The 24,797-nt window shown below is 72.1% G+C and carries 22 protein-coding genes; 1 reads left to right on the forward strand and 21 read right to left on the reverse strand.

The features are described 5' to 3' along the window. Window positions 1-129 precede the first annotated feature (129 nt). Complete coding sequence (locus tag ACIP67_RS23170) at window positions 130-2,202, reverse strand: alpha-galactosidase (protein WP_401694194.1); 2,073 nt, start codon at window positions 2,200-2,202, stop codon at window positions 130-132. A gap of 219 nt (window positions 2,203-2,421) precedes the next feature. On the opposite strand from ACIP67_RS23170, the gene ACIP67_RS23175 reads away from it, so the two are divergent. Beyond that, complete coding sequence (locus ACIP67_RS23175; protein WP_401694195.1) at window positions 2,422-3,219, forward strand: tyrosine-protein phosphatase; 798 nt, start codon at window positions 2,422-2,424, stop codon at window positions 3,217-3,219. Between the two features lie 37 nt (window positions 3,220-3,256). Here ACIP67_RS23175 and ACIP67_RS23180 read toward each other — a convergent pair whose 3' ends face one another. From ACIP67_RS23180 to ACIP67_RS23275, 20 genes are all read right to left on the reverse strand, one after another. Continuing rightward, the gene (locus ACIP67_RS23180; RefSeq protein WP_385068775.1) at window positions 3,257-3,379 is read right to left on the reverse strand and encodes a DUF6126 family protein; all 123 of its coding nucleotides are present in this window, start codon (window positions 3,377-3,379) and stop codon (window positions 3,257-3,259) included. Then, a complete protein-coding gene (locus tag ACIP67_RS23185; RefSeq protein ID WP_401694196.1) occupies window positions 3,376-4,059 on the reverse strand; it encodes a helix-turn-helix domain-containing protein in 684 nt (227 codons plus the stop codon). Before ACIP67_RS23185 ends, ACIP67_RS23180 begins: the two co-directional genes overlap by 4 nt. A 116-nt stretch (window positions 4,060-4,175) precedes the next feature. Further along, window positions 4,176-5,561 carry an aspartate aminotransferase family protein gene (locus ACIP67_RS23190; protein ID WP_401694198.1) on the reverse strand — a complete coding sequence of 462 codons (1,386 nt, stop codon included), beginning with the start codon at window positions 5,559-5,561 and terminating at the stop codon, window positions 4,176-4,178. Further along, window positions 5,558-7,525, reverse strand: coding sequence for a 1-deoxy-D-xylulose-5-phosphate synthase (dxs, locus tag ACIP67_RS23195; RefSeq protein ID WP_401694199.1), 1,968 nt, complete (start codon window positions 7,523-7,525; stop codon window positions 5,558-5,560). The genes ACIP67_RS23190 and dxs overlap by 4 nt, the downstream gene beginning before the upstream one ends. Window positions 7,526-7,552: 27 nt before the next feature. Continuing rightward, a complete protein-coding gene (gene ispG / locus ACIP67_RS23200; protein WP_401694200.1) occupies window positions 7,553-8,710 on the reverse strand; it encodes a flavodoxin-dependent (E)-4-hydroxy-3-methylbut-2-enyl-diphosphate synthase in 1,158 nt (385 codons plus the stop codon). 4 nt (window positions 8,711-8,714) lie between these two features. Continuing rightward, window positions 8,715-9,737, reverse strand: a complete 1,023-nt coding sequence (gene hpnH / locus ACIP67_RS23205; protein WP_401694201.1) for an adenosyl-hopene transferase HpnH — start codon at window positions 9,735-9,737, stop codon at window positions 8,715-8,717. Window positions 9,738-9,742: 5 nt separating this feature from the next. Then, window positions 9,743-10,384 carry a 1-hydroxy-2-methyl-2-butenyl 4-diphosphate reductase gene (locus ACIP67_RS23210; protein WP_401694202.1) on the reverse strand — a complete coding sequence of 214 codons (642 nt, stop codon included), beginning with the start codon at window positions 10,382-10,384 and terminating at the stop codon, window positions 9,743-9,745. Continuing rightward, window positions 10,384-12,396: a squalene--hopene cyclase gene (shc, locus tag ACIP67_RS23215; RefSeq protein WP_401694204.1), complete on the reverse strand. Its 2,013-nt coding sequence runs from the start codon at window positions 12,394-12,396 to the stop codon at window positions 10,384-10,386. Before shc ends, ACIP67_RS23210 begins: the two co-directional genes overlap by 1 nt. A 120-nt stretch (window positions 12,397-12,516) precedes the next feature. Next, the gene (locus ACIP67_RS23220; RefSeq protein ID WP_401694383.1) at window positions 12,517-13,581 is read right to left on the reverse strand and encodes a polyprenyl synthetase family protein; all 1,065 of its coding nucleotides are present in this window, start codon (window positions 13,579-13,581) and stop codon (window positions 12,517-12,519) included. A 74-nt stretch (window positions 13,582-13,655) separates the two neighbouring features. Next, on the reverse strand, window positions 13,656-15,152 hold the full coding sequence (gene hpnE, locus ACIP67_RS23225) for a hydroxysqualene dehydroxylase HpnE (protein WP_401694206.1): 1,497 nt from the start codon (window positions 15,150-15,152) through the stop codon (window positions 13,656-13,658). Further along, window positions 15,149-15,301 carry a DUF6380 family protein gene (locus ACIP67_RS23230; RefSeq protein ID WP_389521830.1) on the reverse strand — a complete coding sequence of 51 codons (153 nt, stop codon included), beginning with the start codon at window positions 15,299-15,301 and terminating at the stop codon, window positions 15,149-15,151. The genes hpnE and ACIP67_RS23230 overlap by 4 nt, the downstream gene beginning before the upstream one ends. Next, on the reverse strand, window positions 15,301-16,251 hold the full coding sequence (hpnD, locus tag ACIP67_RS23235; RefSeq protein WP_401694208.1) for a presqualene diphosphate synthase HpnD: 951 nt from the start codon (window positions 16,249-16,251) through the stop codon (window positions 15,301-15,303). Before hpnD ends, ACIP67_RS23230 begins: the two co-directional genes overlap by 1 nt. Then, window positions 16,248-17,150 carry a squalene synthase HpnC gene (gene hpnC / locus ACIP67_RS23240; RefSeq protein WP_401694210.1) on the reverse strand — a complete coding sequence of 301 codons (903 nt, stop codon included), beginning with the start codon at window positions 17,148-17,150 and terminating at the stop codon, window positions 16,248-16,250. The genes hpnD and hpnC overlap by 4 nt, the downstream gene beginning before the upstream one ends. 359 nt (window positions 17,151-17,509) lie before the next feature. Then, on the reverse strand, window positions 17,510-18,292 hold the full coding sequence (locus ACIP67_RS23245; protein WP_401694212.1) for an ABC transporter ATP-binding protein: 783 nt from the start codon (window positions 18,290-18,292) through the stop codon (window positions 17,510-17,512). Continuing rightward, window positions 18,285-19,214, reverse strand: coding sequence for an ABC transporter permease (locus ACIP67_RS23250; RefSeq protein WP_401694213.1), 930 nt, complete (start codon window positions 19,212-19,214; stop codon window positions 18,285-18,287). The genes ACIP67_RS23245 and ACIP67_RS23250 overlap by 8 nt, the downstream gene beginning before the upstream one ends. Window positions 19,215-19,311: 97 nt before the next feature. Continuing rightward, the gene (locus tag ACIP67_RS23255; RefSeq protein ID WP_401694214.1) at window positions 19,312-20,196 is read right to left on the reverse strand and encodes a glycosyltransferase family 2 protein; all 885 of its coding nucleotides are present in this window, start codon (window positions 20,194-20,196) and stop codon (window positions 19,312-19,314) included. Beyond that, the gene (locus ACIP67_RS23260; RefSeq protein ID WP_401694215.1) at window positions 20,193-20,972 is read right to left on the reverse strand and encodes a CDP-alcohol phosphatidyltransferase family protein; all 780 of its coding nucleotides are present in this window, start codon (window positions 20,970-20,972) and stop codon (window positions 20,193-20,195) included. The genes ACIP67_RS23255 and ACIP67_RS23260 overlap by 4 nt, the downstream gene beginning before the upstream one ends. After that, window positions 20,950-22,011, reverse strand: coding sequence for an iron-containing alcohol dehydrogenase family protein (locus ACIP67_RS23265; RefSeq protein ID WP_401694216.1), 1,062 nt, complete (start codon window positions 22,009-22,011; stop codon window positions 20,950-20,952). Before ACIP67_RS23265 ends, ACIP67_RS23260 begins: the two co-directional genes overlap by 23 nt. Continuing rightward, on the reverse strand, window positions 21,999-22,754 hold the full coding sequence (locus tag ACIP67_RS23270) for a sugar phosphate nucleotidyltransferase (protein ID WP_401694217.1): 756 nt from the start codon (window positions 22,752-22,754) through the stop codon (window positions 21,999-22,001). Before ACIP67_RS23270 ends, ACIP67_RS23265 begins: the two co-directional genes overlap by 13 nt. Beyond that, window positions 22,751-24,586: a DUF5941 domain-containing protein gene (locus tag ACIP67_RS23275; RefSeq protein ID WP_401694219.1), complete on the reverse strand. Its 1,836-nt coding sequence runs from the start codon at window positions 24,584-24,586 to the stop codon at window positions 22,751-22,753. The genes ACIP67_RS23270 and ACIP67_RS23275 overlap by 4 nt, the downstream gene beginning before the upstream one ends. Between the last annotated feature and the right edge of the window lie 211 nt (window positions 24,587-24,797).

The raw sequence follows: 24,797 nt of genomic DNA on the forward strand, positions 1-24,797 counted from the left end.
AACGCCTTGATTACGTGAGCATGACGGGCGACGCACGGTCACGGATATGACGCTCCTCACGTGACACGTCTCCAGGGTCCTTTATTCCGGGGCGAGTTGTGATGAACGAATGCAATCCGGACAGAACTCTCAGATGCGACGCAGCCGGATGACCGCCGCATCGAGGTCGCCGCGCAGCCCGGTACGCAGTCCGTGGTTCAACAGCACCGCGCCTCGGTGCACTTCGCCCGTTTCCATGCATTCGTACGACTCTGCCGGGTTCAGACCGCGCAGCCGCAGCACCGGTGCCGGCTCGCCGTAGCGCTGCGCCTGGAGCCAGGCGAGGACGACGCTCTCGTCGCCTCGCACGTACTGCACGGCGCTCAGGCCGCCCTCCGGGGGCCGCAGCCGGTACAGGTCGCCGTGCTGCACGAGGGGCCGGATCTCCTTGTAGAGCTCGACCCAGCCGCGCGCCTCGGCGAGCTCCTCCTCGGTCCACTCGGAGAGGTCTCCGCCGACCCCGAGCACACCGGCCATGGCGCTGACGAACCGGAAGCGCAGTGAGCTGACCCGGCCGTTGAGCTGGGTGTTGGGGCTGTCGGTGACCCAGGCGGCCATGATCCGCGCCGGGTGCACCTGACTGAAGCCGTGCTGGATGGCGAGCCGGTCCAGCGGGTCGGTGTTGTCGGACGTCCACACCTGGTCGGTCCGGCCCGCGATACCGAGGTCGATCCGCCCGCCGCCACCGGAGCAGGACTCGAAGGCGACGCCCGGGTGGGCCGCCCGCAACCGGTCGAACAGGGCGTACAGGGCGCGCACATGGTCGACCCAGAGCCGCTGCGGGTAGGGGTCGTCCGGCCAGCCGGCGTCGGTGAAGCAGCGGTTGAAGTCCCACTTGACGTAGTCGATGGGCGCGCTGGACAGGAGGGTGTCGAGCTGCTGCCAGAGGTACTCCTGGACGTCCTCGCGGGCGAGGTTGAGGACGAGCTGGTTGCGGAATTCCGTCCGCTTCCGTCCGGGCTGGAACTGGACCCAGTCGGGGTGCGCCCGGTAGAGGTCGCTGTCCGGATTGACCATTTCGGGCTCGACCCAGATGCCGAACTGCATCCCGAGCGCGTGCACCTGGTCCGCGAGCGGCTTGAGGCCGGCGGGGAAGCGGTCGGGGTTGGGGCGCCAGTCGCCGAGTCCCGCGTGGTCGCCGGTGCGGGCGCCGAACCAGCCGTCGTCGACCACGAACAGCTCGACGCCGATGGCCGCGGCGCGGCGCGCGAGGGTCGCCTGCTGCTCCTGCGAGATGTCGAAGAAGGTGGCCTCCCAGGAGTTGAACAGCACGGGCCGGTCCCGCTCGGCGTCCGGGATCACGTACCCGCGCTGGTAGGCGTGCCAGGCGCGGCTCGCGCCGCCGAAACCGCCGTCGCTCCACAGACCGGCGAAGAGCGGCGTGGTGAAGGACTCCCCCGCCGCCAGCTGCAGCAGGCCCGAGTCGTCGTACCCGGCGCCGCCCGTGACCTGCACGCGCGCGTCGGGCAGCTGGGCCACGGCGATCCGCCAGGAGCCGGACCAGCCGAGGGCGCAGCCGTAGACCTCGCCGCGCTCCTCGGTCGCGTCGGTGTCCAGGGCCACCCAGGGCAGGTGCTGGTGGCCGGTGTGGCCGCGGCGGCTGCCGATGACCTTCTCGCCGTAGGTGAGGGGGGCGCGGGTGAGACGGGACTCGGCGGCCCAGCGGCCGTGCAGCTGGGACAGGCGCCAGCCGTCGCGGTCGGGCAGGGTCCAGGTGGCGGAGTCGGCGCGCAGCAGCTCCAGGGGCTCGTCGCCGTCGTTGCGCAGGGTCGTCCAGCGCTCCACGACGTCGTCGCGCATCCGGTAGTGGAGGGTCACGGCCAGCCCCGCGTCCCGGAAGCACAGCCGCAGTTCGTCGCCCTCGGTCTCGTGTCCGGTGAAGGTCCACTCGGTTCCGCGCCGGCCGGCGGTGCGCACGGACAGGGCGGGGCGGACGAAGCGGGCGCCGCCCTCGACCGGATACTCCTCCCGGCCGTCGAGCGGGGACTCGAAGGCCCAGTAGTCCGGCAGCGGGCGCACGGCGAGCGCCTCGGCGTCGGCGAGGGCGAGCCGCGGGCCCCAGTGCAGGTGCACGAGCTCGTCGGCCTCGGTGACATGGACGGCGTAGCTGCTGTGGGGCCCCGAAAGGAGCCAGGTACGGCCGTCGGCGGCGGACTCGGGCATCAGAAACTCCCACTGATTCGAACAGGTGCGATCAAGCACCGACATCATCAGGGGCCGGTGTCCCGTGGAGCAACGCCTGTGGAAAACCATTCGGGACCGCGGGGGACGCCCGCCTGTGGACAACCCGTTGCCCCGGGAGTCCTTACCGTATGGTCGGGGAAGCGTTCCGTCGGCCACCCGAGCCGCGCCGAGCGGGACCGACGAGCCGGAGGAGCACCTGTGACGCAGCAGATCCCGTCGACCGAGCCCGAGCTGGCCGGTGTGCGCAACTTCCGAGACGTGGGCGGCCTGCCGACCGTCGACGGACGGCGGGTGCGTCACGGCGTGCTGTTCCGCAGCGGCCACCTTGCGCACGCCAGCGACGAGGACACCGTGTTCCTGTCCTCGCTGGGTCTGCACACCGTCTTCGACTTCCGCAACGCGGCGGACCAGAAGCTGGAGGGCCCCGACGTCGAGCTGCCGGGCGTGCGCAACGTGAACCTGCCGCTGTCGGACCCCGCGGACGGCGCCGAGTTCTGGAGGATGGTCCGCGACGGCGACATCGAGCAGCTGCGCGCCATCCTCGCGGACGGCCGGGCCGCGGACCGGATGATCGTCTCCTACCGCACGATCATCAAGGAGCGCACCGCCGAGCACTCGCAGGTGGTGCACGCGCTCGCCGAGGACAGCGTCCCCGCCCTGATGCACTGCGCGGCCGGCAAGGACCGCGCGGGCCTGTCCATCGCGGTGACGCTGCTCGCCGTGGGGGTCGGGCGGGAGGCGATCCTCGACGACTACCTGAAGTCGAACGCCACCCACCGCCGCTACAAGGTGCGCCGCAGCAGCACCTCCCCCTCGGCCTACTCCCCCGAGGTCATGGAACTGCTCAGCCCCCTCTTCGACGCCCGCGCGGAGTACCTCACGGCGGCGTTCGACACCGTCGAGGAGACGTGGGGCGGTGTGGACGCCTATCTGGAGCAGGGCCTCGGGCTCACCCCGGCGACCCGGGAGCGGCTGCGCGAGCGCCTCCTCGACTGAGCCCCGCCGCCGGGGGCTGCTGCCCCGCCGCCGGGGCCTACTGGTTGGCCCCCACCTCGAAGAGCAGCCAGATGAACGCCGCGACGACGTGTCCCACCGCGATGTAGATGATCAGCCGGATCCAGAGGCTGCGCGGGAAGCGCTCCTCGATGTCGCTCATGGCGTTCCTCCAGAGGTCGGGCCCAGGCACAGCGTGGCCGTCGGGCTCTGCAACAAGCTGTGGACGAAGAGCAGCTCGACCCCGTCGGGGTCCTCCGCCGCGATGCGGTGCGGGGTCAGCGAGTCGAAGTGCGCGCTGTCGCCCGCGCCGAGCAGGTGCGTGGTGTCGCCGAGGCGCAGCCGCAGCCGCCCGGAGAGGACGTACAGCCACTCCTCGCCGGGGTGGACGCGCACGATGTCGCCCTGTGAGCCGTGGGGCACCCGCACCCGCAGGGCCTGCATCCCGCGCCCGGACGCCCCGGCCTGCCAGTACGTCCAGCCGCCCGCCGCCGTCGGTTCCATGTCGGCGGCACGCAGGACGGCGTCCCGGTCGGCGGCCGTCTCGCCGAGCAGCTCCGAGACGGTCGTACCGTAGATACGGGCGAGGGCCAGCAGCATCGGCAGCGAGGGCTGTCGCCGCCCGGTCTCCAGGCGGGAGAGGTGGGCGGGCGACAGGCCCGCGGAGCGGGCGGCGGCCTCCAGCGTGAGGGAGGCGCGGCGGCGCAGGGCGCGCAGCTGGGGCGCCACGACGGGCAGGCCGTCGGCGGGCGACCCGGCGACGGGCGACCCGGCGACGGGCGATCCGTCGGCGGGCGGTCCCTCGGCCGGGTCGGCTCCGGGCTCGGAGGCGGGAGTGCTCATGACTCCATTCAGCCGCGCTTTTGCCTCAGCGGCAAATTCTTTGCCTCTGAGGCAAAGCTCCGGAGGGCCGCCGGGCCGGCCGTCGCGCCTCGCGCCTCACCGCGCCCGGAGCCACGCTACCGGTGGGCCACCGCCTGCTTGATCAGCGTCTTGCCGAAGTCCCACACCAGCCCGCCCCCGGCGTGCGCGTCGTCCATCACCTCGGTGAAGGCGTCGACGAACCGGTCCACCTCCTTCTCCCCCACGATCAGGGGCGGAATCAGCTTGATGACCTCGAGCTCGTCGCCGGAGACCTGCGTGAGGATCCGGTGCCGTCGCAACAGCGGCACCACCACCATCTGCGCGAACAGGCCCTTGCGGGCGGTCTGGAGCATGGTCCAGCGGCCGCGCAGCTTCAGCGACCTCGGCCGGCCGAACTCGATGCCGATCATCAGGCCGCGGCCCCGGACGTCGGCGAGCAGTTCGTACGTGTCGACCAGCGCCGTGAGCCGGGACTTCAGCAGCTCGCCCGTGGCGCGGGCACCGGCCACGATCCGCTCGTTCTCCATCACGGACAGCACCGCGAGGCCCGCCGCCATGGCCTGGGCGTTGGCACCGAAGCTCGCCGAGTGGACCAGCACCCGGTCCATGGACGAGTAGACCTTCTTGAAGATCCAGTCCTTGCCGAGGGTGGCGCCCACCGGCACATAGCCGCCGGAGAGCGCCTTGGCCACGCACACCAGGTCGGGCTCGACGCCCTCCTCGTGCTGGTGGGCGTAGAAGTCGCCGGTCCGGCCGAGGCCGGTCTGCACCTCGTCGGCGATGAGCAGCGCCTTGTGCCGGTGCAGCAGCTCCTGGGCGGCGCGCAGATAGCCGGGCGGGGCCTCGTGGACGCCCTTGCCCTGGATCGGCTCGACGATCAGGGCAGCCACGTCGCCCTTCTTCAGCTCCCGCGCCAGGGCGTCGAGATCGCCGAGCGGCACGGCGGTGTCGGGCAGCAGCGGCGCGAATCCGTCCCGGAAGCCGGACTCGCCGTTGACGGACAGGGAGCCGGTGGTCAGCCCGTGGAAGGCGTGGTCGCAGTACAGGACACGCGGCCTGCCGGTCGCGTACCGGGCGAACTTCAGCGCGGTCTCGACGGCCTCCGTCCCGCTGTTGCCGAAGAACACCCGGTCCAGGTGCGGGCTGTGCGCGAGGAGTCTCTCGGCGAGCAGTCCGGGCAGGGGCGGGCAGTCGAAGCGGGTGAGGTCGGCGAGCTGCGCGTCCAGGACGTCGTGCAGCGCCTTGCGGACGACGGGGTGGTGGCGGCCCAGGCCCATCACCCCGAACCCGGCGAGCATGTCCAGGTAGTCGTTGCCGTCTGCGTCCCAGAAGTAGGCGCCCTCGGCCCGCTCGTAGACCTTGTCGAAGCCGATGGTGTGCAGGACCCGCGGCAGTTGGTGGTTGAGGTACCGGGAGTGCAGCTCGTAGCGTTCGGCTCCGCGCTCGGCCAGCAGGTCACCGAGGTCGAACTCCTTGGTCATACGTCGTTCTCCTTGCCAGGGCCGGCGGTGTGCCGGACGGGATCCTCGGCGTCTTCGACAGTCCCGACGGCCCCGACGGCCCCGACAGCCCCGACGGCCCCGACGGCCAGGCTCGCGCCGATCCGTCCGGCGATCTCGACGGGTGTCAGACCGATGTCGGCGAGCACCTCGGCGCGCTTGGCGTGGGCGAGGAACTGCTCCGGGATGCCGAACCGCCGTACGGGGACGTCGACCTCGGCGTCGCCCAGGGCCAGCGCCACCGCCGAACCGACGCCGGCGGCGCGGCTGTTGTCCTCGACGACGGCCACCAGCCGGTGTGCGGCGGCGAGGCCGGGCAGGGCCGGGTCGACGGGCTTGACCCAGCGGGGGTCCACGACCGTGCAGCCGATGCCGCGGGACTCCAGCAGCCCGGCGGCCGTCAGACACACCGGCGCCATCACGCCGACGGCCACCAGCAGCACCTCGGCCCGTGCGGCGCGGTGCAGGACGTCCATGCCGCCCACGCGGTCGACGGCCGGGATCTCCGGTCCGGCCGACTCCTTCGGGAAACGGACCAGGGTCGGCGCGTCGTCCACCGCCACGGCCTCCCGCAGCTGTGCGCGCAGCTGGCCGGGGTCGCGCGGGGCGGCGATCCTCAGCCCCGGGACGACCTGGAGGACGGACATGTCCCACATGCCGTTGTGGGACGCGCCGTCGACGCCGGTCACACCGGCCCGGTCGAGCACGAAGGTCACCCCGCAGCGGTGCAGGGCCACGTCCATCAGCACCTGGTCGAAGGCGCGGTTGAGGAAGGTGGCGTAGACGGCGACGACGGGGTGCAGGCCACCGGTCGCCAGGCCCGCCGCGCTGACCGCCGCGTGCTGCTCGGCGATGCCGACGTCCCACACCCGGTCCGGGAACCGCTCGGCGAACCGTCCTAGGCCCACCGGGTGCAGCATGGCCGCGGTGATCGCCACGACGTCGTCGCGTTCCTCACCGATGCGGACGATCTCGTCGCCGAACACGGACGTCCAGGACGGGCCTCCGGTGGGCGTGAGCGGGGCGCAGGTCAGCGGGTCCATCGCGCCGACGGTGTGGAAGTGGTCCTCTTCGTGGGCGAGGGCCGGTCCGTAGCCGCGGCCCTTCTCGGTGAGGCAGTGCACCAGGACCGGCCCGTGGAAGCGCCTGGCCCGGCGCAGCGCCGACTCGACGGCCCTGACGTCGTGTCCGTCGATCGGACCGACGTACTTCAGGCCGAGGTCCTCGAACATGCCCTGCGGGGCGAAGGCGTCCTTGAAGCCCTTCTTCGCGCCGTGCAGCGACTCGTAGACGGTGTGCCCGACGACGGGTGTGCGCAGCAGCACGTCCTTGCCCCAGGCCAGGACCTTCTCGTAACCGTCGGTGGTGCGCAGGGTCGCGAGGTGGTCGGCGAGCCCGCCGATGGTCGGCGCGTAGGAGCGTTCGTTGTCGTTGACGACGACGATCAGCGGCCGGTCCTTGGCGGCCGCGATGTTGTTCAGCGCCTCCCAGGCCATGCCGCCGGTGAGCGCACCGTCCCCGATCACCGCGACGACATGGCCCTTCTCCCCGCGCACCTGGCGGGCCTTGGCGAGGCCGTCGGCCCAGCCGAGGGCGGTGGAGGCGTGGCTGTTCTCGATGACGTCGTGCGCGGACTCCTCGCGGGAGGGGTAGCCGGACAGGCCGCCCTTGCCCCGCAGCTTGGAGAAGTCCTGACGACCCGTCAGAATCTTGTGGACGTAGCTCTGGTGTCCGGTGTCCCACAGGATGCGGTCGGCCGGCGACTCGAAGACCCGGTGGAGCGCGACGGTCAGCTCCACCACGCCCAGGTTGGGCCCGAGGTGCCCACCGGTCCTGGCGACCGCGTGCACCAGGAACTCCCTGATCTCGTCGGACAGTTCACCGAGTTCCGCCTCGGACAGCGCCTTCAGGTCGCGTGGTTGCCGAATGGTCTCCAGGATCGTCACGCTCGGGCCCCCTTCGGTCCGTGCTGGTCAACTCACGGTGACGGCCGGCTCCCCTGCCGCTGCGCCGTCCCGTTCCATCTGTTCGGCGATCTTCATGGCCTCCTCGATGAGGGTCTCGACGATCTTGGACTCGGGGACGGTCTTGATGACCTCGCCCTTGACGAAGATCTGGCCCTTGCCGTTGCCGGAGGCGACGCCGAGGTCGGCCTCGCGGGCCTCGCCCGGACCGTTCACCACACAGCCCATGACGGCCACCCGCAGCGGGACCTCCATGCCGGTCAGGCCCGCGGTGACCTCCTCGGCCAGCTTGTAGACATCGACCTGGGCGCGGCCGCAGGACGGGCAGGAGACGATCTCCAGGCCGCGCTGCTTGAGGTTGAGGGACTCCAGGATCTGGAGGCCGACCTTGACCTCCTCCGCGGGCGGCGCGGACAGCGAGACCCGGATGGTGTCGCCGATGCCCTGGGAGAGGAGCGCGCCGAAGGCGACCGCGGACTTGATGGTGCCCTGGAACGCGGGGCCCGCCTCGGTCACCCCGAGGTGGAGGGGGTAGTCGCAGGCCGCGGCGAGCTGCCGGTAGGCCTCGATCATCACGACCGGGTCGTTGTGCTTGACGGAGATCTTGATGTCCCGGAAGTCGTGCTCCTCGAAGAGGGAGGCCTCCCACAGGGCGGACTCCACCAGCGCCTCCGGGGTCGCCTTGCCGTACTTCTGGAGCAGACGGCGGTCCAGCGAACCGGCGTTGACGCCGATGCGGACCGGGGTGCCGTGCTCCTTCGCCGCCTTCGCGATCTCCTTGACCTTGTCGTCGAACTGCTTGATGTTGCCGGGGTTGACCCGCACCGCCGCACAGCCGGCCTCGATCGCCGCGAAGACGTACTTCGGCTGGAAGTGGATGTCGGCGATGACCGGGATCTGCGACTTGCGGGCGATCGTCGACAGCGCGTCCGCGTCGTCCTGCGTGGGGCACGCCACCCGCACGATCTGGCAGCCCGACGCGGTCAGCTCCGCGATCTGCTGGAGCGTGGCACCGATGTCCGAGGTACGGGTCGTCGTCATCGACTGCACGGACACCGGGGCGTCCCCGCCGACCGCCACCGAGCCGACCTGGATCCGGCGCGACACACGCCGCTCGGCGACCGGCCGGACCGGCACCTCGGGAACGCCCAGGGAGACGGCGGTCACGGGGTCACTCCCGGTTCCCGGAGACCGTCTCGCGCATCGCGCGCAGCGACTCCTTGAGCGAGCCCATGGTGGCGAGGACGGCGGTGGGCTCGTAGCCGCAGTGCGCCATGCAGTTGGCGCACCGCGGGTCCTTGCCCCGGCCGTACCGGTCCCAGTCGGTCTTCTCGATGAGTTCGCGGTACGTCGGCACGTACCCGTCGCTCATCAGGTAGCAGGGGCGCTGCCAGCCGAAGAGGGAGTAGTTCGGGATGGCCCAGGCGGTGCAGGGGAAGTCGACCCGGCCCTCCAGGAAGTCGAGGAAGAGCGGCGAGTGGTTGAGCCGCCAGCGGCGGCGGTTGCCGCCCGCGAAGGCCTTCCTGAACAGCTCGCGGGTCTGCTCCACACCCAGGAAGTGCTCCTGGTCGGGCGCCTTCTCGTAGGCGTAGGCGGGCGAGATCATCATCTCGTCGACCTTGAGGTCGTCGTTGAGGAAGTTGAGCACCTCGACGATGGTCTGCGGGGTGTCGGTGTTGAAGAAGGTCGAGTTGGTGGTGACCCGGAAGCCGCGCCGCTTGGCCTCCTTGATCGCCTCGACGGCCTCGTCGAACACGCCCTCCTTCGCCACCGACTCGTCGTGCCGTTCCCGCAGCCCGTCGATGTGCACGGCGAAGGCGAAGTAGGGGGAGGGCGTGAACCGGTCCATCTTCTTGCGCAGCAGCATCGCGTTGGTGCAGAGGAACACGTACTTCCGCTTGGCCACCAACTGCCGGACGATTTCGTCGATCTGGGGGTGCATCAGCGGCTCGCCGCCGGCGATCGAGACCATGGGCGCGCCGGATTCGAGCACCGCCCCCACGGCCTGGGCGACGGGCATGCGCTGCTTGAGCACCCCCGCCGGGTGCTGGATCTTGCCGCAGCCCTCGCACTTGAGGTTGCAGGCGAAGAGCGGTTCCAGTTCGACGATGAGCGGGAACTTGTCCCGCTTGCGGAGCTTCTGTTCAGCCAAGTACGTAGCGACCTTGATGGACTGGCGCAGCGGCATGGCCATCTGGCTCACCTCCGGGGGAGCAGCACACTACGGTGCCATTCGAAGAATGCAGGCAGGACGGAGCGAAGGACACGGAAAGCCGATATTCCACCGCGCACCGTGCCGATCCGGACGAGTTCATGTTCAGGAGCGTCCACGACCACCCGGACAGCCGCAACCGGGCGCGTGCCCGCCCGGACGGCGCTCAGGAGCGTGGCCGCCGACTCCATGTCGACCGCGATCGCACCGGTGGCGAGCAGATCGGACCGCTCGGGACCGCGGACGACGTGGTCGGAGCCGGTGACGGGCCCGGTGTGGACGGTGCGCCCGGGCAGGGTGCGCGCGAGTTCCTTGACGAGCAGTTCGGTACCGACGCACGGCACGGTGCCGCACGGGTCGCGGGTCTCCTCGGCGACGACCAGGTCCCCGGGGTGCATGCCGGGGGCGAGCCCCGCGCAGAAGCCGGTGGCCAGCACGGCCGCTCCGCCGAGCACCGGGTCGCTGAGGATCCGGGTGACCGACCGCTCGGCCGCCCTCGGCCCCATTCCCGTCCGCAGGACGGTGACCGGCCCGCCCGCCCCCGACCGGTCGCCCATGCGCAGGGCGAGGTGCTCGATGCCGAGCGCGCAGGCGATCAGCAGCGGGGCGGGGGCGGGCTGCACGCTCATCAGCCCCCCTCGGCCTCGACGGCGCCCGGGGCCTTCGGGGCGAAGGGGTCGCCGTGGACGTACCGGCCGAGTGCGGTGAGCGGGAACACCTGCCGGTAGAGGTGGTAGTTGATGGAGAAGTCCCAGGGGAAGCCGGTGCCGGTGAACTGGGGCTCGTCCCAGGAGCCGTCCTCCCGCTGGCTGTCGGTGAGCCAGGCGACGCCCCGCTGGACCGCCGGGGAGTCCCGCTCCCCCGCCGCCAGTAACGCCATCAGCGCCCACGCCGTCTGGGAGGCGGTCGAGGGGCCCCGGCCGCTCCACCGGCCGGCGTCCCTGTAGGAGCGCAGGTCCTCGCCCCAGCCGCCGTCGTCGTTCTGCACCCGCTCCAGCCAGGCCACCGCTCTGCGGATCGCCGGATGCCGGGCGGGCAGCCCGGCGGCGGTCAGCGCGGGGACGACCGATCCGGTGCCGTAGACGTAGTTGACGCCCCAGCGTCCGAACCACGAGCCGTCCGGCTCCTGTTCGGCCAGCAGCCAGCGGATGCCCCGCCGGGTGCGCGGGTCGTGCGCCAGGCCCTCGACGGCGAGCATCTCCACGACGTGCGCGGTGACGTCCGCGGACGGCGGGTCGATGACCTCGCCGAAGTCGCAGAACGGCAGCCGGTTGGGGAACGGGCTGGTGTTGTCGACGTCGAACGCGCCCCACGCCCCGTTGCGCGACTGCATGCCGAGGTTCCAGCGCACTCCGCGCGCGATCGCCCTCTCCACCCGCTCCGGGTCGTGGTGGTCGACCCGGCGCAGCGCGAGGACGACCTCGGCGGTGTCGTCGATGTCGGGGTAGTTGTCGTTGTGGAACTCGAACGCCCATCCACCGGGGGGCAGTTCGGGCCGCCGTACGGACCAGTCGCCGGGGCGCACGATCTGCTCGCCGAGCATCCAGTCGGCCGCCTTGACCAGTTGGGGGTGGTCGGCGGGCACCCCCGCGTCGGCGAGCGCGATGGTCGCCAGGCAGGTGTCCCACACCGGCGACTGGCAGGCCTCGATCATCCGGGCCCCGTCCTCGCGCCAGACGGCGTACCGGTCCAGGGACTCCAGTCCCGCCCGCATCACGGGGTGCCGCAGGTCGTAGCCGAGCAGGTGCAGGGCGATGACCGAGTACACGGCCGGCGGCTGGATGCCGCCCCAGCAGCCGTCGTTCTCCTGGCGTTCGATGATCCAGCGGGCGGCGGAGTCCATCGCGGCCCGGCGCAGCCGGCGCACCGCGACCGTGCGGTAGCCGCGCACGACCTTGTCCAGCCGCTGGAACAGCCCGTTCCAGCTGTTGATCGGCGCGAGGGGCCCCGGCGGGTTGGGCCGGGCCGGGTCGGTGTGCAGTTCCTCGAGCGGGAAGGGCGCCGGGCGCACCGGGCGCTTGGCGGAGACGACGGTGAGCGGGACGAGCGTCTGCCGGGCCCAGCAGCCGAAGTGGTAGATGCTGAGCGGGAACCACTTGGGGAAGTAGAGCAGTTCCGGGGGGAGTTCGGGCAGGTCCTCCCACTTCCACCAGCCGAACAGCGCCAGCCAGATCCGGGTGAAGACACGGGCGGCGGCGATGCCGCCCCGGTCGCGGACCCAGGCGGAGGCGCGCGCCATGTGCGGCGCGTCGGGCGCGTCACCGGCCAGGCGCAGGGCGACGTAGGCCTCGATGGTGGCGGAGAGGTCGCCGGGGCCGCCGTGGAAGGTGGCCCAGGTGCCGTCCTCGCGCTGCTCGCCCCGGATGAAGAGGGCGGCGGCCCGGGTGGTCGGCTCGTCGCGGATGCCCAGGAACTGGCGGAGCAGCAGATCCTCGGCGTCCATCGTGACGTTCGTCTCGAGGTCGCCCTTCCACCAGCCCTCGGCGTCCTGCCGGGCGAGCAGGAAGTCGGTCGCGCGCCGCATCGCGCGCACGGCGGCTTCGTGCGCCCCGGCCGCCACGGGGGTGGTGATGTCGGTTTCGCTGGCCGCGGCGGCGCGGGGCGGCAGCGCCCCGGTGCTTCCGTCGGTCGTCGCTGTCATGGCTTCCCCTTCGTGCAGTCGTGCGACGTCGTGCTGCTGTGGGTCCGCCGTCGGCCGGTGCGCCTTCCCGCCTCGCTGCACCGGCCGGCGACTACGCGAGGGCTATTCGACCGATAGGGATCATCTCTTCCGTACGACGACGAAGTCGGCGAGCGCCGTGAACCGGGCCCGGACCTGCTCGGGCATGTCGACGGCGGTCAGGGCCTCGAGGGCGACGGTGTGCTGGCGGCGTGCCTCCTCGGCGGTCCACTCGCGGCCGCCGGCCTCCTCGATGAGCGCGGCGCGGGCGGCGAACTCCTCCTCGGAGAAGTGCGCGAAGTCGCTGCTCCCGGCGTCGGCGGCGAGGATCTCGCCGAGCCGCGCGGAGGCGGGGCCGCCCGCCGCGAGCGCGGCCACGACCGGCAGGGACTTCTTGCGCTGGCGCAGGTCGCTCCAGGTCTGCTTGCCGGTGGAGACCGGATCGCCCCAGATGCCGAGGAGGTCGTCGACGGCCTGGAAGGCGAGGCCCAGGTGGTAGCCGTACTTCTCCAGGGCGTCGGCGGTGCGGTCGTCCGCGCCGCCGAGCACGGCGCCGATGGAGCTGGCGCAGGCCAGCAGGGCGCCGGTCTTGTTCCCCTCCATCTCCAGACACTCCTCGACGCTGACGCGGTCGCGGTGCTCGTAGGAGATGTCCTGCGCCTGGCCGTCGATCAGGGCGCGGGTGGCGGTGGTCAGCCGGCGGGTCGCCCGGCCGGCCTCGACCGTGCCGAGCTCCAGCAGGACCTCGTTGGCGAGGGCGAACAGAGCGTCGCCGACCAGGATCGCCTGGGCGGGGCCGTGCACCTTCCAGACGGTGTCGCGGTGGCGGCGCTGCTCGTCGCCGTCCATCAGGTCGTCGTGCAGCAACGAGAAGTTGTGGACCAGTTCGACGGCGACCGCGCCGGGGACGCCGGTCGCGGGCGCGGCCCCCGTGACCTCCGCGGAGAGCACCGCGAGCGCGGGGCGTACGGCCTTGCCGCCGTCCCCGTCGGTCGGGTTGCCCTGGGCGTCGATCCAGCCGAAGTGGTAGGCGGCGACCGTGTCCATGGGCGGCGCCAGACGGTCGACGGCCGCCCGCAGCACCGGTGTGGCCAGGGTCCGGCCGCGCTCCAGGAGCGCGGTCACGTCCACCGCGGTCTCTCGGGCGGCCGTCGGCGCCGGGGACACAGGGGGCACAGTTTCTCCTCTTGTTGCGGTACCGGAGGGGGTGCGGGGATGTGCCGAGCCGTGCTGATCGAACTTCACCGGACGCCACCTCGCAGGGGGGCGCCGGTTCCCTCCGGTTCTCGGCCGGGGGTCCGGGGGGTGTCCCCCGGGACGATGCAGTGGGCCGCCTCCTCGCAGACGAAGAGGTGGCGGGGGCGGGGCCGGCCCAGGGCGCCGAGCGCGGCGTCCGCCGCGTTCACACCGCTGCGGACCGCACTCTCCATGGTCGCGGGCCACCCTGTGGCGGTCCACGCTCCGGCCAGGTACAGGCCGGGTGCCTTGGTGCGGGCGCCGGGCCTGAGCCGTCCGACGCCGGGGGTGGGGGCGAACGTCGCCGTGCGCTCCCGGGTCACGAAGAAGTCCTTCACCTCGGCCTCGCGGGTGCGCGGCAGCAGCCGGCGCAGCTCGGGCAGGTAGCGCTCGCGCAGCGCGGCCACGGGCCGGTCGATGTCGTCCTGCGCGGCCGACTGCGACAGCGCGAGGTACTGGCCCGAGCGCAGCCCCGAGGCGTCGGTGCGGTCGAACACCCACTGCACCGGCGTGCCCAGCGCGGCGAGGAAGGGCGCGTCCAGCACCTTGCGGTCGTAGACGACGTGCACGTTGAGGATGGGCGCGGTGCCGATGTCCAGCAGCCGCTCGGGCGCCTGAAGCGCCCCGGGCGGCAGCAGGTCGTACGTCTCGCGCTGCGGTACGGCGAGGACGACGGTGTCCGCGCGGAGCGTCTCGCCGGGCATCTCGACGCTCCAGCCGCCGTTGCCGTCGGGGGAGACGGAGGTGACGCGGGCGCGGACCTCGGTGCGCACGCCCGCGGCGTCGAGCGCCCGGCGGGCGAGCCGGTCGTGCAGTTCGCCCAGCGGGACGCGGGCCCATCCGATGTCGGCCGCGCCCGGGTCGGACAGCAGACCGGTCTTGAAGACCATCGCGGCGAGCCCGAGCGAGGTGTCGCCGGCGACCGCGTTGAGGGTGGCGACGCCGACCAGGTCCCACAGGGCCTCGACGGCGCGCGGCGACTGGCCGTGCGCCGTCAGCCAGCTGCCGAAGTCCTGGGCGTCGAGCGCCGGATCGGCGAGGTCGAGCCCCTTGAGCGCCAGTGCGGCCCGGCCCACCCTGGCGCGTTCGGCGAGCGAGAGGTGCGGGTACGCGGCGAGGCCGCGCCCCAGGTGGAGGGGGACCGGCAGCGCGTCGCGCCGCAGCCTGCCGAGCCGTCGCCCCTCGGGCCGGGCGACGTCGACGACGGGCACGTCGAGACGTTCCTGCAACGGTGCCAGCGTCGCGCCGTCGATCCGGTCGAGGAACCAGCGGTAGGCGGTGCAGCAGCGCAGGTAGACGTGCTGTCCGTTGTCGACGGTGAGTCCGCCGCGGTGGAAGGAGAAGGCCAGGCCGCCCAGCCGGGGCCGGCCTTCGAGCAGCGTGACGCGGACGCCCGCGTCGGCGAGCGCGAGCGCGGCGGTGACGCCGGCCAGCCCGCCACCGACCACGACGGCGTCCCGTCCGGACGTCCGCGGGCCGTCCGGGAGCAGCTCGTCGCTCATGGCGCCCCCTCCCCTGCGCGCCCGCCGTGCCGCGGGAACCGTGCCCGGCAGGCCGTCGGAGTCAGGGACGCCGCGCCGCGCCGGAGGGTTGCGTGCCGCTTTTCCCCGGCGGCATCACCCCGGTCCGCCGGGTCGCTGGTGGGGCCCATCAGATCTGCCTCCTGACGGCCAGCCGGGACACGTGCCGGGTGTCCAGACCGGACAGCCCGCGCACGGCGACGTAGGCCTTCTCCCGCCCGGGCAGGGAGACCCGGCCGCGCAGGACCGCCTCGGGGTCGCGCTCGATGCGGTCGAGGAGGCGGCGGTAGATGCCGGCCATCGCGGCGACGCAGGCGCCGCTGCGCCGGTCCAGCATGGGCAGCAGCCGGTAGCCCTCGGCGAAGAGGGCACGGGCCCGTCGCACCTCGAAGTGCACGAGGCCCGCGAAGTCGGAGCCCTCCGGCGGCCGCGCCCCGTCGAAGCCGGCCGAGCAGCCGAACTTCGCGAGGTCGTCGGCGGGCAGGTAGGTGCGGCCGCCCGCGGCGTCCTCGCGGACGTCCCGGAGGATGTTGGTGAGCTGGAGCGCGAGCCCCAGCGTGTCGGCGTACTCAGGAGCGCGCTCGGCGCCGCGCGCGCCGGGTTCCGTGCCGAACACGCCGAGCGAGAGCCGGCCGATGGCACCGGCCACGCAGCGGCAGTACGCCTTCAGGTCGTCCCAGGTCTCGTACGTCTCGCCGCGGACGTCCATCAGAACGCCGTCGATCAGCTCGTCCAGGCCGCCCAGCGGGATGGGAAAGACGTGCGCGGCATGGGCGAGGGCGACCGCGACGGGGTCGGTGTCGTCCTCCTCGACCTCGCCCGCGCGCACCCGGGCGAGCAGCGCCCGGGTGTCCTCGAGCCGGGCCGTCTTGACCTCGGCGTCCAGCGCGCCGTCGCCGATGTCGTCGACCCGGCGGGAGAACGCGTACAGCGCCGACATCGCGCGCCGCTTGGGCGTGGGCAGCAGCCGGATGCCGTAGGCGAAGTTGCGCGCCTGCTGTCCGGTGACGGCCTCGCAGTAGCCGTAGGCGGCGAGTACCGGTGCGGACACGTTCGGCGGAGAGTCCACGGTGTGGATCACCCCTCTTCTCGCAGGGTCGCGCCCGCCTCGCGCAGCACCCGGAGCTTGCCGGGCCGGGGCGGGCCGGGAAGGACGTCGTAATCGGCGGCGGCGATCGCGTGGACCGCCGCCCTTCCGCCCGCCACGAAGCCCGCGAGCAGCAGTCTCAGCCTGCCGTGGACGCTGCCCACCAGCGGGGCTCCCTCGGACAGGAGGTCGCGGGCGCGTTGCGCCTCGTACGCGATCAGGGCGCGCACCGAGGCGCCGGCGGTGGGCGCGGCGAGGTCCGCCTCCTGGACGTGGAAGCGCTCCATGTCCGCGGCGGGCAGGTAGACGCGGTCGCGGCCGAGGTCCTCGGCCACGTCCTGGAGGTGCTCGACGATCTGCAGCGCGGTGCAGATCGCGTCGGAGCGGCGGACCCGCTCCGGGGTGGAGGTGCCGGTGACGGCGAGGACGAGCCGGCCCACGGGGTTGGCGGACAGCTCGCAGTACGCGAGGAGGTCGTCGTAGGTCGCGTAGCGCGTGACGAGCTGGTCCTGGCGGTTGGCGGCGATCAGACCGAGGAAGGGCTCGGGGGTGAGGGCGCGGCGGCGGACGGTCGGCTGGAGGCGGCGCAGCAGCGGGTGGCGGGGGGTGCCGTCGAAGACCCGGCGCAGGTCGGCCTCGAAGGCGTCCAGCAGGGCGAGGCGGTCCTCGGCGTCGGCGGCCGGGACGCCGAGCAGTCGGGCGTCGGCGCCGCCCGGGGCCAGGTCGCCGTCGCCGATGTCGTCGACCAGACGGGCGAAGCCGTACACGGCCATGAGGTCGTCGCGCCAGGCCCGGGGCAGGAAGAACGGGGCCACGGGGAAGTTCTCGTGCGCGGCCTTGGCGAGGGTGTCGCGCTCCGGGTCCACCGGGCGCGACGTGGTCGGCGCCGTCATCGTCGGCTGCCCGGGGCAGGGACGGCGCGTGCTCCGTTACGCTGGGGAGTTTCCGTAGCCATTGCCGTCACATCTCCCGTTCTACACCGACAACCCGATACCCACTATTTCGGACACGCCGCCCAGCCGTCCGCACGGCAGCCCTGTCCGAGGGTGTCGCGCAATATCGCCCCACTTGACTCGTTTCGGGACCGGTCCAGCTTACGTTGTACAACGCAGCGGGGTTCGCGGGGGTGGCCCGCAGATCACAACAACACACCGATTGGCGTCAAGCTTCCTGTGCCGGGGCGGAGTTGACGTTTCCTTTGCAGACGCGGGGCCCCGCCGGGCAGTTCCGGCGGGGCCCCGGTCGCGTCGGGCTACTTGCCCGTGAACTTCTCGTACTCCTTGAGGACCTCGTCGGTCGGGCCGTCCATCCGCAGCTCGCCGCGCTCCAGCCAGAGCACGCGGTCGCAGGTGTCCCGGATCGACTTGTTGCTGTGGCTGACCAGGAACACCGTGCCGGCCTCCTTGCGCAGCTCCCGGATGCGTTCCTCGGAGCGCTTCTGGAACTTGCGGTCGCCGGTGGCGAGGGCCTCGTCGATCATCAGCACGTCGTGGTCCTTGGCGGCGGCGATGGAGAAGCGCAGCCGGGCCTGCATGCCGGAGGAGTAGGTGCGCATCGGCAGGGTGATGAAGTCGCCCTTCTCGTTGATGCCGGAGAAGTCGACGATCTCCTGGTAGCGCTCCTTGATCTGCTCCCGGGACATACCCATCGCCAGACCGCCGAGGATGACGTTGCGCTCGCCGGTGAGGTCGTTCATCAGGGCCGCGTTGACGCCCAGCAGCGAAGGCTGGCCGTCGGTGTAGACCTTGCCGCTCTCCGGGGGCAGCAGGCCGGCGATGGCCCGCAGCAGGGTGGACTTGCCGGAGCCGTTGGAGCCGATGAGGCCGATGGCCTCGCCCCGGTGGGCGACGAAGGAGACGCCGCGCACCGCGTGCACCTTGCGCACCCCGCGTTCCTCGCCGCCGCGCTTGACGATCCGGCTCAGGGCGGCGGTGGCGCTGCCCTTCCCGGTGCGGGCGCCGTTGACGCGGTAGACGATGTGCACGTCGTCGGCGATGACGGTGGGGATGCGCTGTCCCGGTACCTGGTCAGCCACGGCCGTACCTCTCCTCCGCCTGCCAGAACCACACGAAGCCGCCGATGGCGAACAGGGCGGCCCAGCCGCCCGCCGCCGCCCACACGTGGTCGGGGAGGTTCTCGGCGCCGTACTCCTCGATGAGGGCGAAGCGCATCAGGTCCATGTAGATGGCGGCGGGGTTCCACTGGAGGACGTTGGCCATCCACTGGGGCTTGTCGGCGAGGAAGACCGGGATGGAGAACATCACGCCGGACGCGTACATCCAGGTGCGCATCACGAACGGCATCAGCTGCGCGAGGTCGGGGGTCTTCGCGCCGGCCCGGGCGAAGATCAGCGCCAGGCCGGTGTTGAAGCAGAACTGGCAGATCAGCACCGGGACGATCAAGATCCAGGAGGCGTCCGGGTAGCTGCCGAAGACGATCGCCACGATGAACAGCACGATCATCGAGTAGAGCAGCTGCTGGAGCTGCTGGAGCGCGAACGAGATCGGCAGCGAGGCCCGCGGGAAGTGCAGGGCGCGGACCAGGCCGAGGTTGCCGGAGATGGCGCGGACACCGGTCATGACCGAGCTCTGCGTGAAGGTGAAGACGAACACACCCGTGACGAGGAACGGGATGTACACGTCCTTGTCCATCCCGCGGCCCGCGTCGAGGATCAGACCGAAGATCGCGAAGTACACGCCCGCGTTGAGCAGCGGGGTGGCCACCTGCCACAGCTGGCCCAGTTTGGCCTGGCTGTACTGGGCGGTCAGCTTCGCCGAGGAGAAGGCCAGGATGAAGTGGCGCCGCCCCCAGAGCTGGCGGACGTACTCCCGCAGCGTGGGCCTGGCCCCGCTCACGGCCAGCCCGTGTCTGGCGGCCAGCTGCGCCGCCGTGAGGCCCTCGTCGGGCGACGGGGGCGCGCTCACCGCGACTCCGCCGTCATGCGTTGTCTCACTCACCAGTAGGAAACTTTCGTCTTCGGGATGCACAGCCTGGACGGGCTTGGCATGAGCCGGGGGGCCTCGGCACGCTCCGGGGCCCTCGGGGACGAGCTTGTCAGATGACGGGAGGCCGGCCCAGCCGGGTCAGCCGCCACACCGTACGCCACTTCATGGGCCGGCGCGGTCCGCACGAGGTGGCCCACCCTTCCCGGAACCCGCCGAACCACGCCTTGAGCGCGGACCGCGAGGGGCGGCGCGCCAGCGTGAGCAGCAGCCAGACGCCGAGGTAGACGGGGACCAGCGGGGCGGGCAGGTTGCGGCGCGCCAGCCAGACCCGGTTGCGGGCGACCATGCGGTGGTAGACCGCGTGCCGCGAGGGCGCGGTCGTCGGGTGGTACAGCACCATGTCGGACCGGTAGTCGATCATCCAGCCCGCGTCGAGGGCCCGCCATGCCAGGTCGGTTTCCTCGTGCGCGTAGAAGAATGCGTCCGGGAGGGCGCCGGCCTCGGCGAAGACCCGGGTGCGGACGGCGTTGGCGCCGCCGAGGAAGGTGGTGACCCGGGAGGAGCGCATCGGGTCCGAGGCACGCAGCCGGGGCACGTGGCGGCGCTGGGTGACTCCGGTCTCCGGATCGGCGATGCGGAAGCTGATGATGCCGAGCCCCGCGTCGGCCGCGAACGCCTCGCGGCACAGCTGCGCGGTGTCGTTCCGGGCGAGGAGGCCGTCGTCGTCGAGGAAGAGCAGGACGTCGACGTCGCGGCCGCTGGGGCCGAAGGCCTCGATGCCGACGTTGCGGCCGCCGGGGATGCCGAGGTTCTCGGGCAGTTCGACGGTGCGGACACCGTCGGGGACGGCGGGAACGGGTGAGCCGTTGCCGACCACGACCACCTCGACCGGGTCGCCGTCCTGCTTGGCGACCGAGTCGATCAGGGCTCTCAGCTCGTCGGGGCGGTTGCCCATGGTGATGATCACCGCGCCGACCTTCACGGGGGCGCTCACTTCAGCCTGCTCGACGCGAGGATGGACACCAGGTGCAGCAGGGTCTGCAGGAGGGCGATGCCGGCCAGGACGGCGACGCCGAGCCGGGTGAAGAAGAGGTCGCCGCGGATCTGGTCGGCGATCGCCAGGGCCAGGATCAGCAGGGACGCCTCGATGCCGAGGATCAGCCGGTGGAACTTCAGCGCCGCGGCGGCCCGGCGGGCCAGGGCCATGCCGGAGGAGCGCATCTCGGCGGCGGTCTCCTTGACCGGCGGCTTCCCGGCCTGGTGCCGGGCGACGCCGACCAGGTCGGTCTCGGCCTTGATCAGGATCGCGCCGAGGGCGGCCAGGGTGCCGAGGAAGGCCCACAGCCAGTCGATGCGGCCGCTCCCCCACAGGTCGGCGGCGCGCAGTCCGAGGCCGACGAGCACGGCGGCGTCGGTGAGGTAGGCGCCGACGCGGTCCAGGTAGACCCCGTTGAGCGAGTACTGCTTCTTCCAGCGCGCGATCTCGCCGTCGACGCAGTCCAGCAGCAGGTAGAGCTGGACGCACACCACGCCGAGCACCGCGCCCGCTGTCCCCGGCACCAGCAGGGCCGGGGCCGCGAGGACGCCGAAGACGGTCATCAGATACGTGAGCTGGTTGGGCGTGACCCTGGTGTTGACCAGGTAGCGGTCGACCCGCAGGGACACCTCGCGCATGTAGAGGCGTCCCATCCAGTGCTCACCGCTGCGCCGGTCCTTGACCCCCGGGGGGTGCACGACCGGTCTGAGTTCAGCTACCGATGGCCTTGACATAGTCGGCGTAGACGTCCTTGATCTGTTCGGTCTTGAGGTCGAGGTGTTCGAGGATCGTGTAGCGGCCGGGCCGGGTCTCCGGGGCGAACTCCACGGCGCGGACGAACTCGTCCGGGGTGAAGCCGATCTCCTCCGGCAGGACCGGCAGTCCGTGCCGACGCAGCACCTCGGCCATGTGGGCCGACTCCTCGTGGGCTCCGCGCAGGTACATCGCGAATGCCGCGCCCAGTCCGCACTGCTCGCCGTGGGCGGCGGCACGCTTGGGGAACAGCAGGTCGAAGGCGTGGTTGATCTCGTGGCAGGCGCCGGAGGACGGGCGGGAGTCGCCCGACACGGACATGGCGATGCCGGTGAGGACCAGTGCCTCGGCCAGCACCTGGAGGAAGCCGTCGTCCCCGACGCCGCCCGGGTGCCGGAGCACGGCCTCGCCGGCCTGCCGGGCCATCGCGGCGGCGAGGCCGTCGATCTTCTCGCCCTTGACTCGGTTGGCCAGTTCCCAGTCCGCCACCGCGGAGATGTTGGAGATGGCATCGCCGATGCCGGAGCGCACGAAGCGGACGGGGGCCTCACGGATGACATTGAGGTCGATGACCACCGCGATCGGGTTGGGCACACCGTACGAACCGCGCCCCGCGTCGTTGTCCAGGGTGGCGACCGGCGAGCAGAGGCCGTCGTGGGCGAGGTTGGTGGCGACCGCGACCAGCGGGAGGCCGACGCGTGCCGCCGCGAACTTGGCACAGTCGATGATCTTGCCGCCGCCGAGACCCACCACCGCGTCGTAGCGGCCGGCCTTTATGTCGCCGGCCAGCCGGACCGCGTCGTCGATGGTGCCGCCGCCGACCTCGTACCAGGTGGCTCCGGGCAGCGAGGGGGCGACCCGCTCGCGCAGCCGGGCGCCCGAGCCGCCGCTGACGGCGACGGCGAGCTTGCCGGAGTGCGAGATGCGCTCGTCGGCGAGGACGCACGCCAGGTCGTCGAGGGCACCCGGGCGGATGTCGACGACGACCGGCGAGGGGATGAGCCGGGTCAGTACTGGCACGCGATCTCCCGTCCCCGGGCGAGGTCGTCGTGGTTGTCGATCTCGACCCAGTCGACCTCGCCGATCGGCGCCACGTCGATCCGGAAGCCGCGGTTGACCAGCTCCTGGTAGCCGTGCTCGTAGAACTGCTGCGGGTCGGTCTCCCACACGGTCTTCAGCGCGTCCGCCAGCTCGGCGGCCGCGTCGCCCTCGATGAGGGTGACGCCGATGTACTCGCCGGTGGCCTCGGCGGGGTCCATCAGCTTGGTGATCTTCGTCATGTTCCCCTGGTCGGGGTCGACGACGACCTTCATCTCCTCGTCCGCGAGGGACTTCACGGTGTCGAGGGCGAGGATGATCCTCTTGCCGTCGCCGCGGGCGGCGAGCAGCGTCTTCTCGACGGAGACCGGGTGGACGGTGTCGCCGTTGGCGAGGATCACGCCGTCCTTGAGGGCGTCACGGCCGCACCACAGGGAGTAGGCGTTGTTCCACTCCTCGGCCTTGTCGTTGTCGATGAGGGTGAGCGTGAGGCCGTACTTCGCCTCCAGGGCCGCCTTGCGCTCGTAGACGGCCTCCTTGCGGTAGCCGACGATGACCGCGACCTCGGTCAGGCCGATCTCGGCGAAGTTGCCGAGGGTGAGGTCGAGGACCGTGGGTTCGCCCTCTATGCCCGCGGGCCCCACCGGCACCAGCGCCTTCGGCAGGGTGTCGGTGTAGGGGCGCAGACGCCGTCCGGCGCCGGCCGCCAGCACGAGGCCGATCATGCGGTTTCTCCTTCGTCGTGTACTGCGGGGGCCCCTGCGGACACCCAGAAGCGGATGCTCTCGGCGAGCACCACGAGGGCGACGGCCACGGCCAGGGCCGTGAGCGCCACCGTGAACTGCGAGGCGGTGAGCAGGGCGGCCAGCACCGTGACGAGCAGTGTCCGCCCCTCCTGCCCCCCTACGGCGCGCACCAGCCAGGCCGGCGGCGCTCCGGCGTTGCCGCGGATGCGGTACACCGTGTCGTAGTGATGGTAGGCGACTGCTGCCACCAGCCCGAAAGCCGCGGGCAGCGCCCCGTTCGCATCGGCGCGGGCGGCGAGGACGAGGACGGTGAGGTACTCCGCGGCGCGGAAGAGCGGCGGGACCAGCCAGTCGAGGGCGCCCTTGAGGGGCTGGGAGAGGGCGACGCCGGAGCTGAGGGCGTAGATCACCGCGCCGACGGCGGCCGCCGAGGGGCTGCCGGAGGCGACGTTCGCGGCGAGGACGACGACGCCGAAGACCGCCAGCAGCAGCGGGGAGCTCGGGTGGAAGCGGGTGTTCGGGCTGCGCAGGCTGCCCACGAAGGCGGCGAGGGGACCGTTGTCCGCGAGGTCCGCCAGTGCCCGCGCGGCCCGGTCGGTGCGCTTCGCCCTGCGGGTCACCGACCGCAGCACCCGTCCCGCCGTGGTGTAGGTCGCCGCCAGGGCACAGCCGATCAGCAGGGCGTAGAAGGTGATGCGGGGGGTCGTCGCGGCCGTCAGGACGGCGATCATGGCCCATCGTTCGCCGATGGGCAGGACTATCATCCGCCGCACCCAGACCGTCCAGCCGACGCTGTCGAGCTTGTCGGAGAGGGCGGCGGTGGGGCTGGTGTTGGCGGAGGCGTCGTGGTTGGCCTCGTTGAAGGAGAAGTCCACGACGTGCCGGCAGGTCTGGAGGACCATCGCGCCGAGCGCGAGGGCCCACACGTCGTCGCCGCCGCGGGCGGCCCCCAGCGCGAGTCCGGCGTAGTAGGCGTACTCCTTGGCGCGGTCGAAGGTGGCGTCGAGCCAGGCGCCGAGGGTGGAGTACTGGAGGGAGTAGCGGGCGAGCTGGCCGTCGGTGCAGTCCAGCACGAAGGAGAAGATCAGCAGCAGGCCGGCGGCGATGAATCCGCCCCGGGTGCCGGTGGCCGCGCAGCCCGCCGCGATCAGCGCGGTGATCAGGGAGGCGGTGGTGACCTGGTTGGGCGTGAGGCCGCGGCGGGCGCACCAGCGGGCGATGTACCGCGAGTAGGGGCTGACGCAGTAGGTGGTGAAGAAACCGTCGCGGGACTTCACGGCCGACTTCAGGCGTACGGCCTCGTCGTCGACGGCGGCGACGGCCTGGCGTGCCTCGTTGCGGGCCTGCGGGTCGGCGGGGACCTCCGCGACCAGGCTGCCGAGCTCGGGCCGGTGGACGTCGGTGCCGTCGGTGTCGAGAGCGGCGACGACGCGGTCGGCGAGGCTGTCGACGTCCCCCACGCTCGACTTCGCTCGCGCGGGGGCACCCCCACCGGCCGTGCTGCCGCTCGCGGAGTTCTCCCGGGCCATCGCCCGGGTCAGGGCCTGCCGGCCGGCGCTCTGGGCGGTGACGGCGCCGGGGATCGCGGCGAGCGGGAAGCGGGGGTCGGTGAGGCCGAGGCGCAGTGCGTGCAGGTGGCCCACGAAGCGGGTGTCGACGAGGGCGACGCGCTGGTCACCGGGGACGGCGGCGAGAAGCGTCTCGGCGTCGGCGGCGCCGGCCGCGGTCCGGACGTCGAAGCCGAGGGACCGCAGGTCCGTCTCGATCGACGATCCGGGGACCGGCTGACCGGTGAGGATGGCGGTCGGCAACCGAACTCACTCCCTGGGTCCCGACGCGTCCGCGCCGGTCATCTGCATGGTGGGGCGCCTCCGGCGGTACCAGCCGGGCGGCATGTCGGCAGAGGCTATCGGATACCGCGAAGACCGTGTTCACCGGCCGTTCAGGACGGATCACACGGTCCGACAGCACGTGTGCACCGCCCTTTGCCGAGATCATCATGGGTGATCGGCGGCCCGGCCG

It is taken from the genome of Streptomyces sp. NPDC088812 (assembly GCF_044750285.1).
GTDB lineage: Bacteria > Actinomycetota > Actinomycetes > Streptomycetales > Streptomycetaceae > Streptomyces.

Excerpts from the sequence above, each read along its gene's own strand:
- ACIP67_RS23230 (WP_389521830.1), bottom strand. The coding sequence starts at position 15,301 with ATGGGCCCCACCAGCGACCCGGCGGACCGGGGTGATGCCGCCGGGGAA.
- ACIP67_RS23210 (WP_401694202.1), bottom strand. The coding sequence starts at position 10,384 with ATGAGCGTGCAGCCCGCCCCCGCCCCGCTGCTGATCGCCTGCGCGCTC.
- ACIP67_RS23170 (WP_401694194.1), bottom strand. The coding sequence starts at position 2,202 with ATGCCCGAGTCCGCCGCCGACGGCCGTACCTGGCTCCTTTCGGGGCCC.
- hpnC (WP_401694210.1), bottom strand. The coding sequence starts at position 17,150 with ATGACGGCGCCGACCACGTCGCGCCCGGTGGACCCGGAGCGCGACACC.
- ACIP67_RS23270 (WP_401694217.1), bottom strand. The coding sequence starts at position 22,754 with ATGATCGGCCTCGTGCTGGCGGCCGGCGCCGGACGGCGTCTGCGCCCC.
- shc (WP_401694204.1), bottom strand. The coding sequence starts at position 12,396 with ATGACAGCGACGACCGACGGAAGCACCGGGGCGCTGCCGCCCCGCGCC.
- ACIP67_RS23190 (WP_401694198.1), bottom strand. The coding sequence starts at position 5,561 with ATGACCAAGGAGTTCGACCTCGGTGACCTGCTGGCCGAGCGCGGAGCC.
- ACIP67_RS23180 (WP_385068775.1), bottom strand. The coding sequence starts at position 3,379 with ATGAGCGACATCGAGGAGCGCTTCCCGCGCAGCCTCTGGATCCGGCTG.
- hpnE (WP_401694206.1), bottom strand. The coding sequence starts at position 15,152 with ATGAGCGACGAGCTGCTCCCGGACGGCCCGCGGACGTCCGGACGGGAC.
- ACIP67_RS23260 (WP_401694215.1), bottom strand. The coding sequence starts at position 20,972 with ATGTCAAGGCCATCGGTAGCTGAACTCAGACCGGTCGTGCACCCCCCG.
- hpnH (WP_401694201.1), bottom strand. The coding sequence starts at position 9,737 with ATGGCCATGCCGCTGCGCCAGTCCATCAAGGTCGCTACGTACTTGGCT.
- ACIP67_RS23185 (WP_401694196.1), bottom strand. The coding sequence starts at position 4,059 with ATGAGCACTCCCGCCTCCGAGCCCGGAGCCGACCCGGCCGAGGGACCG.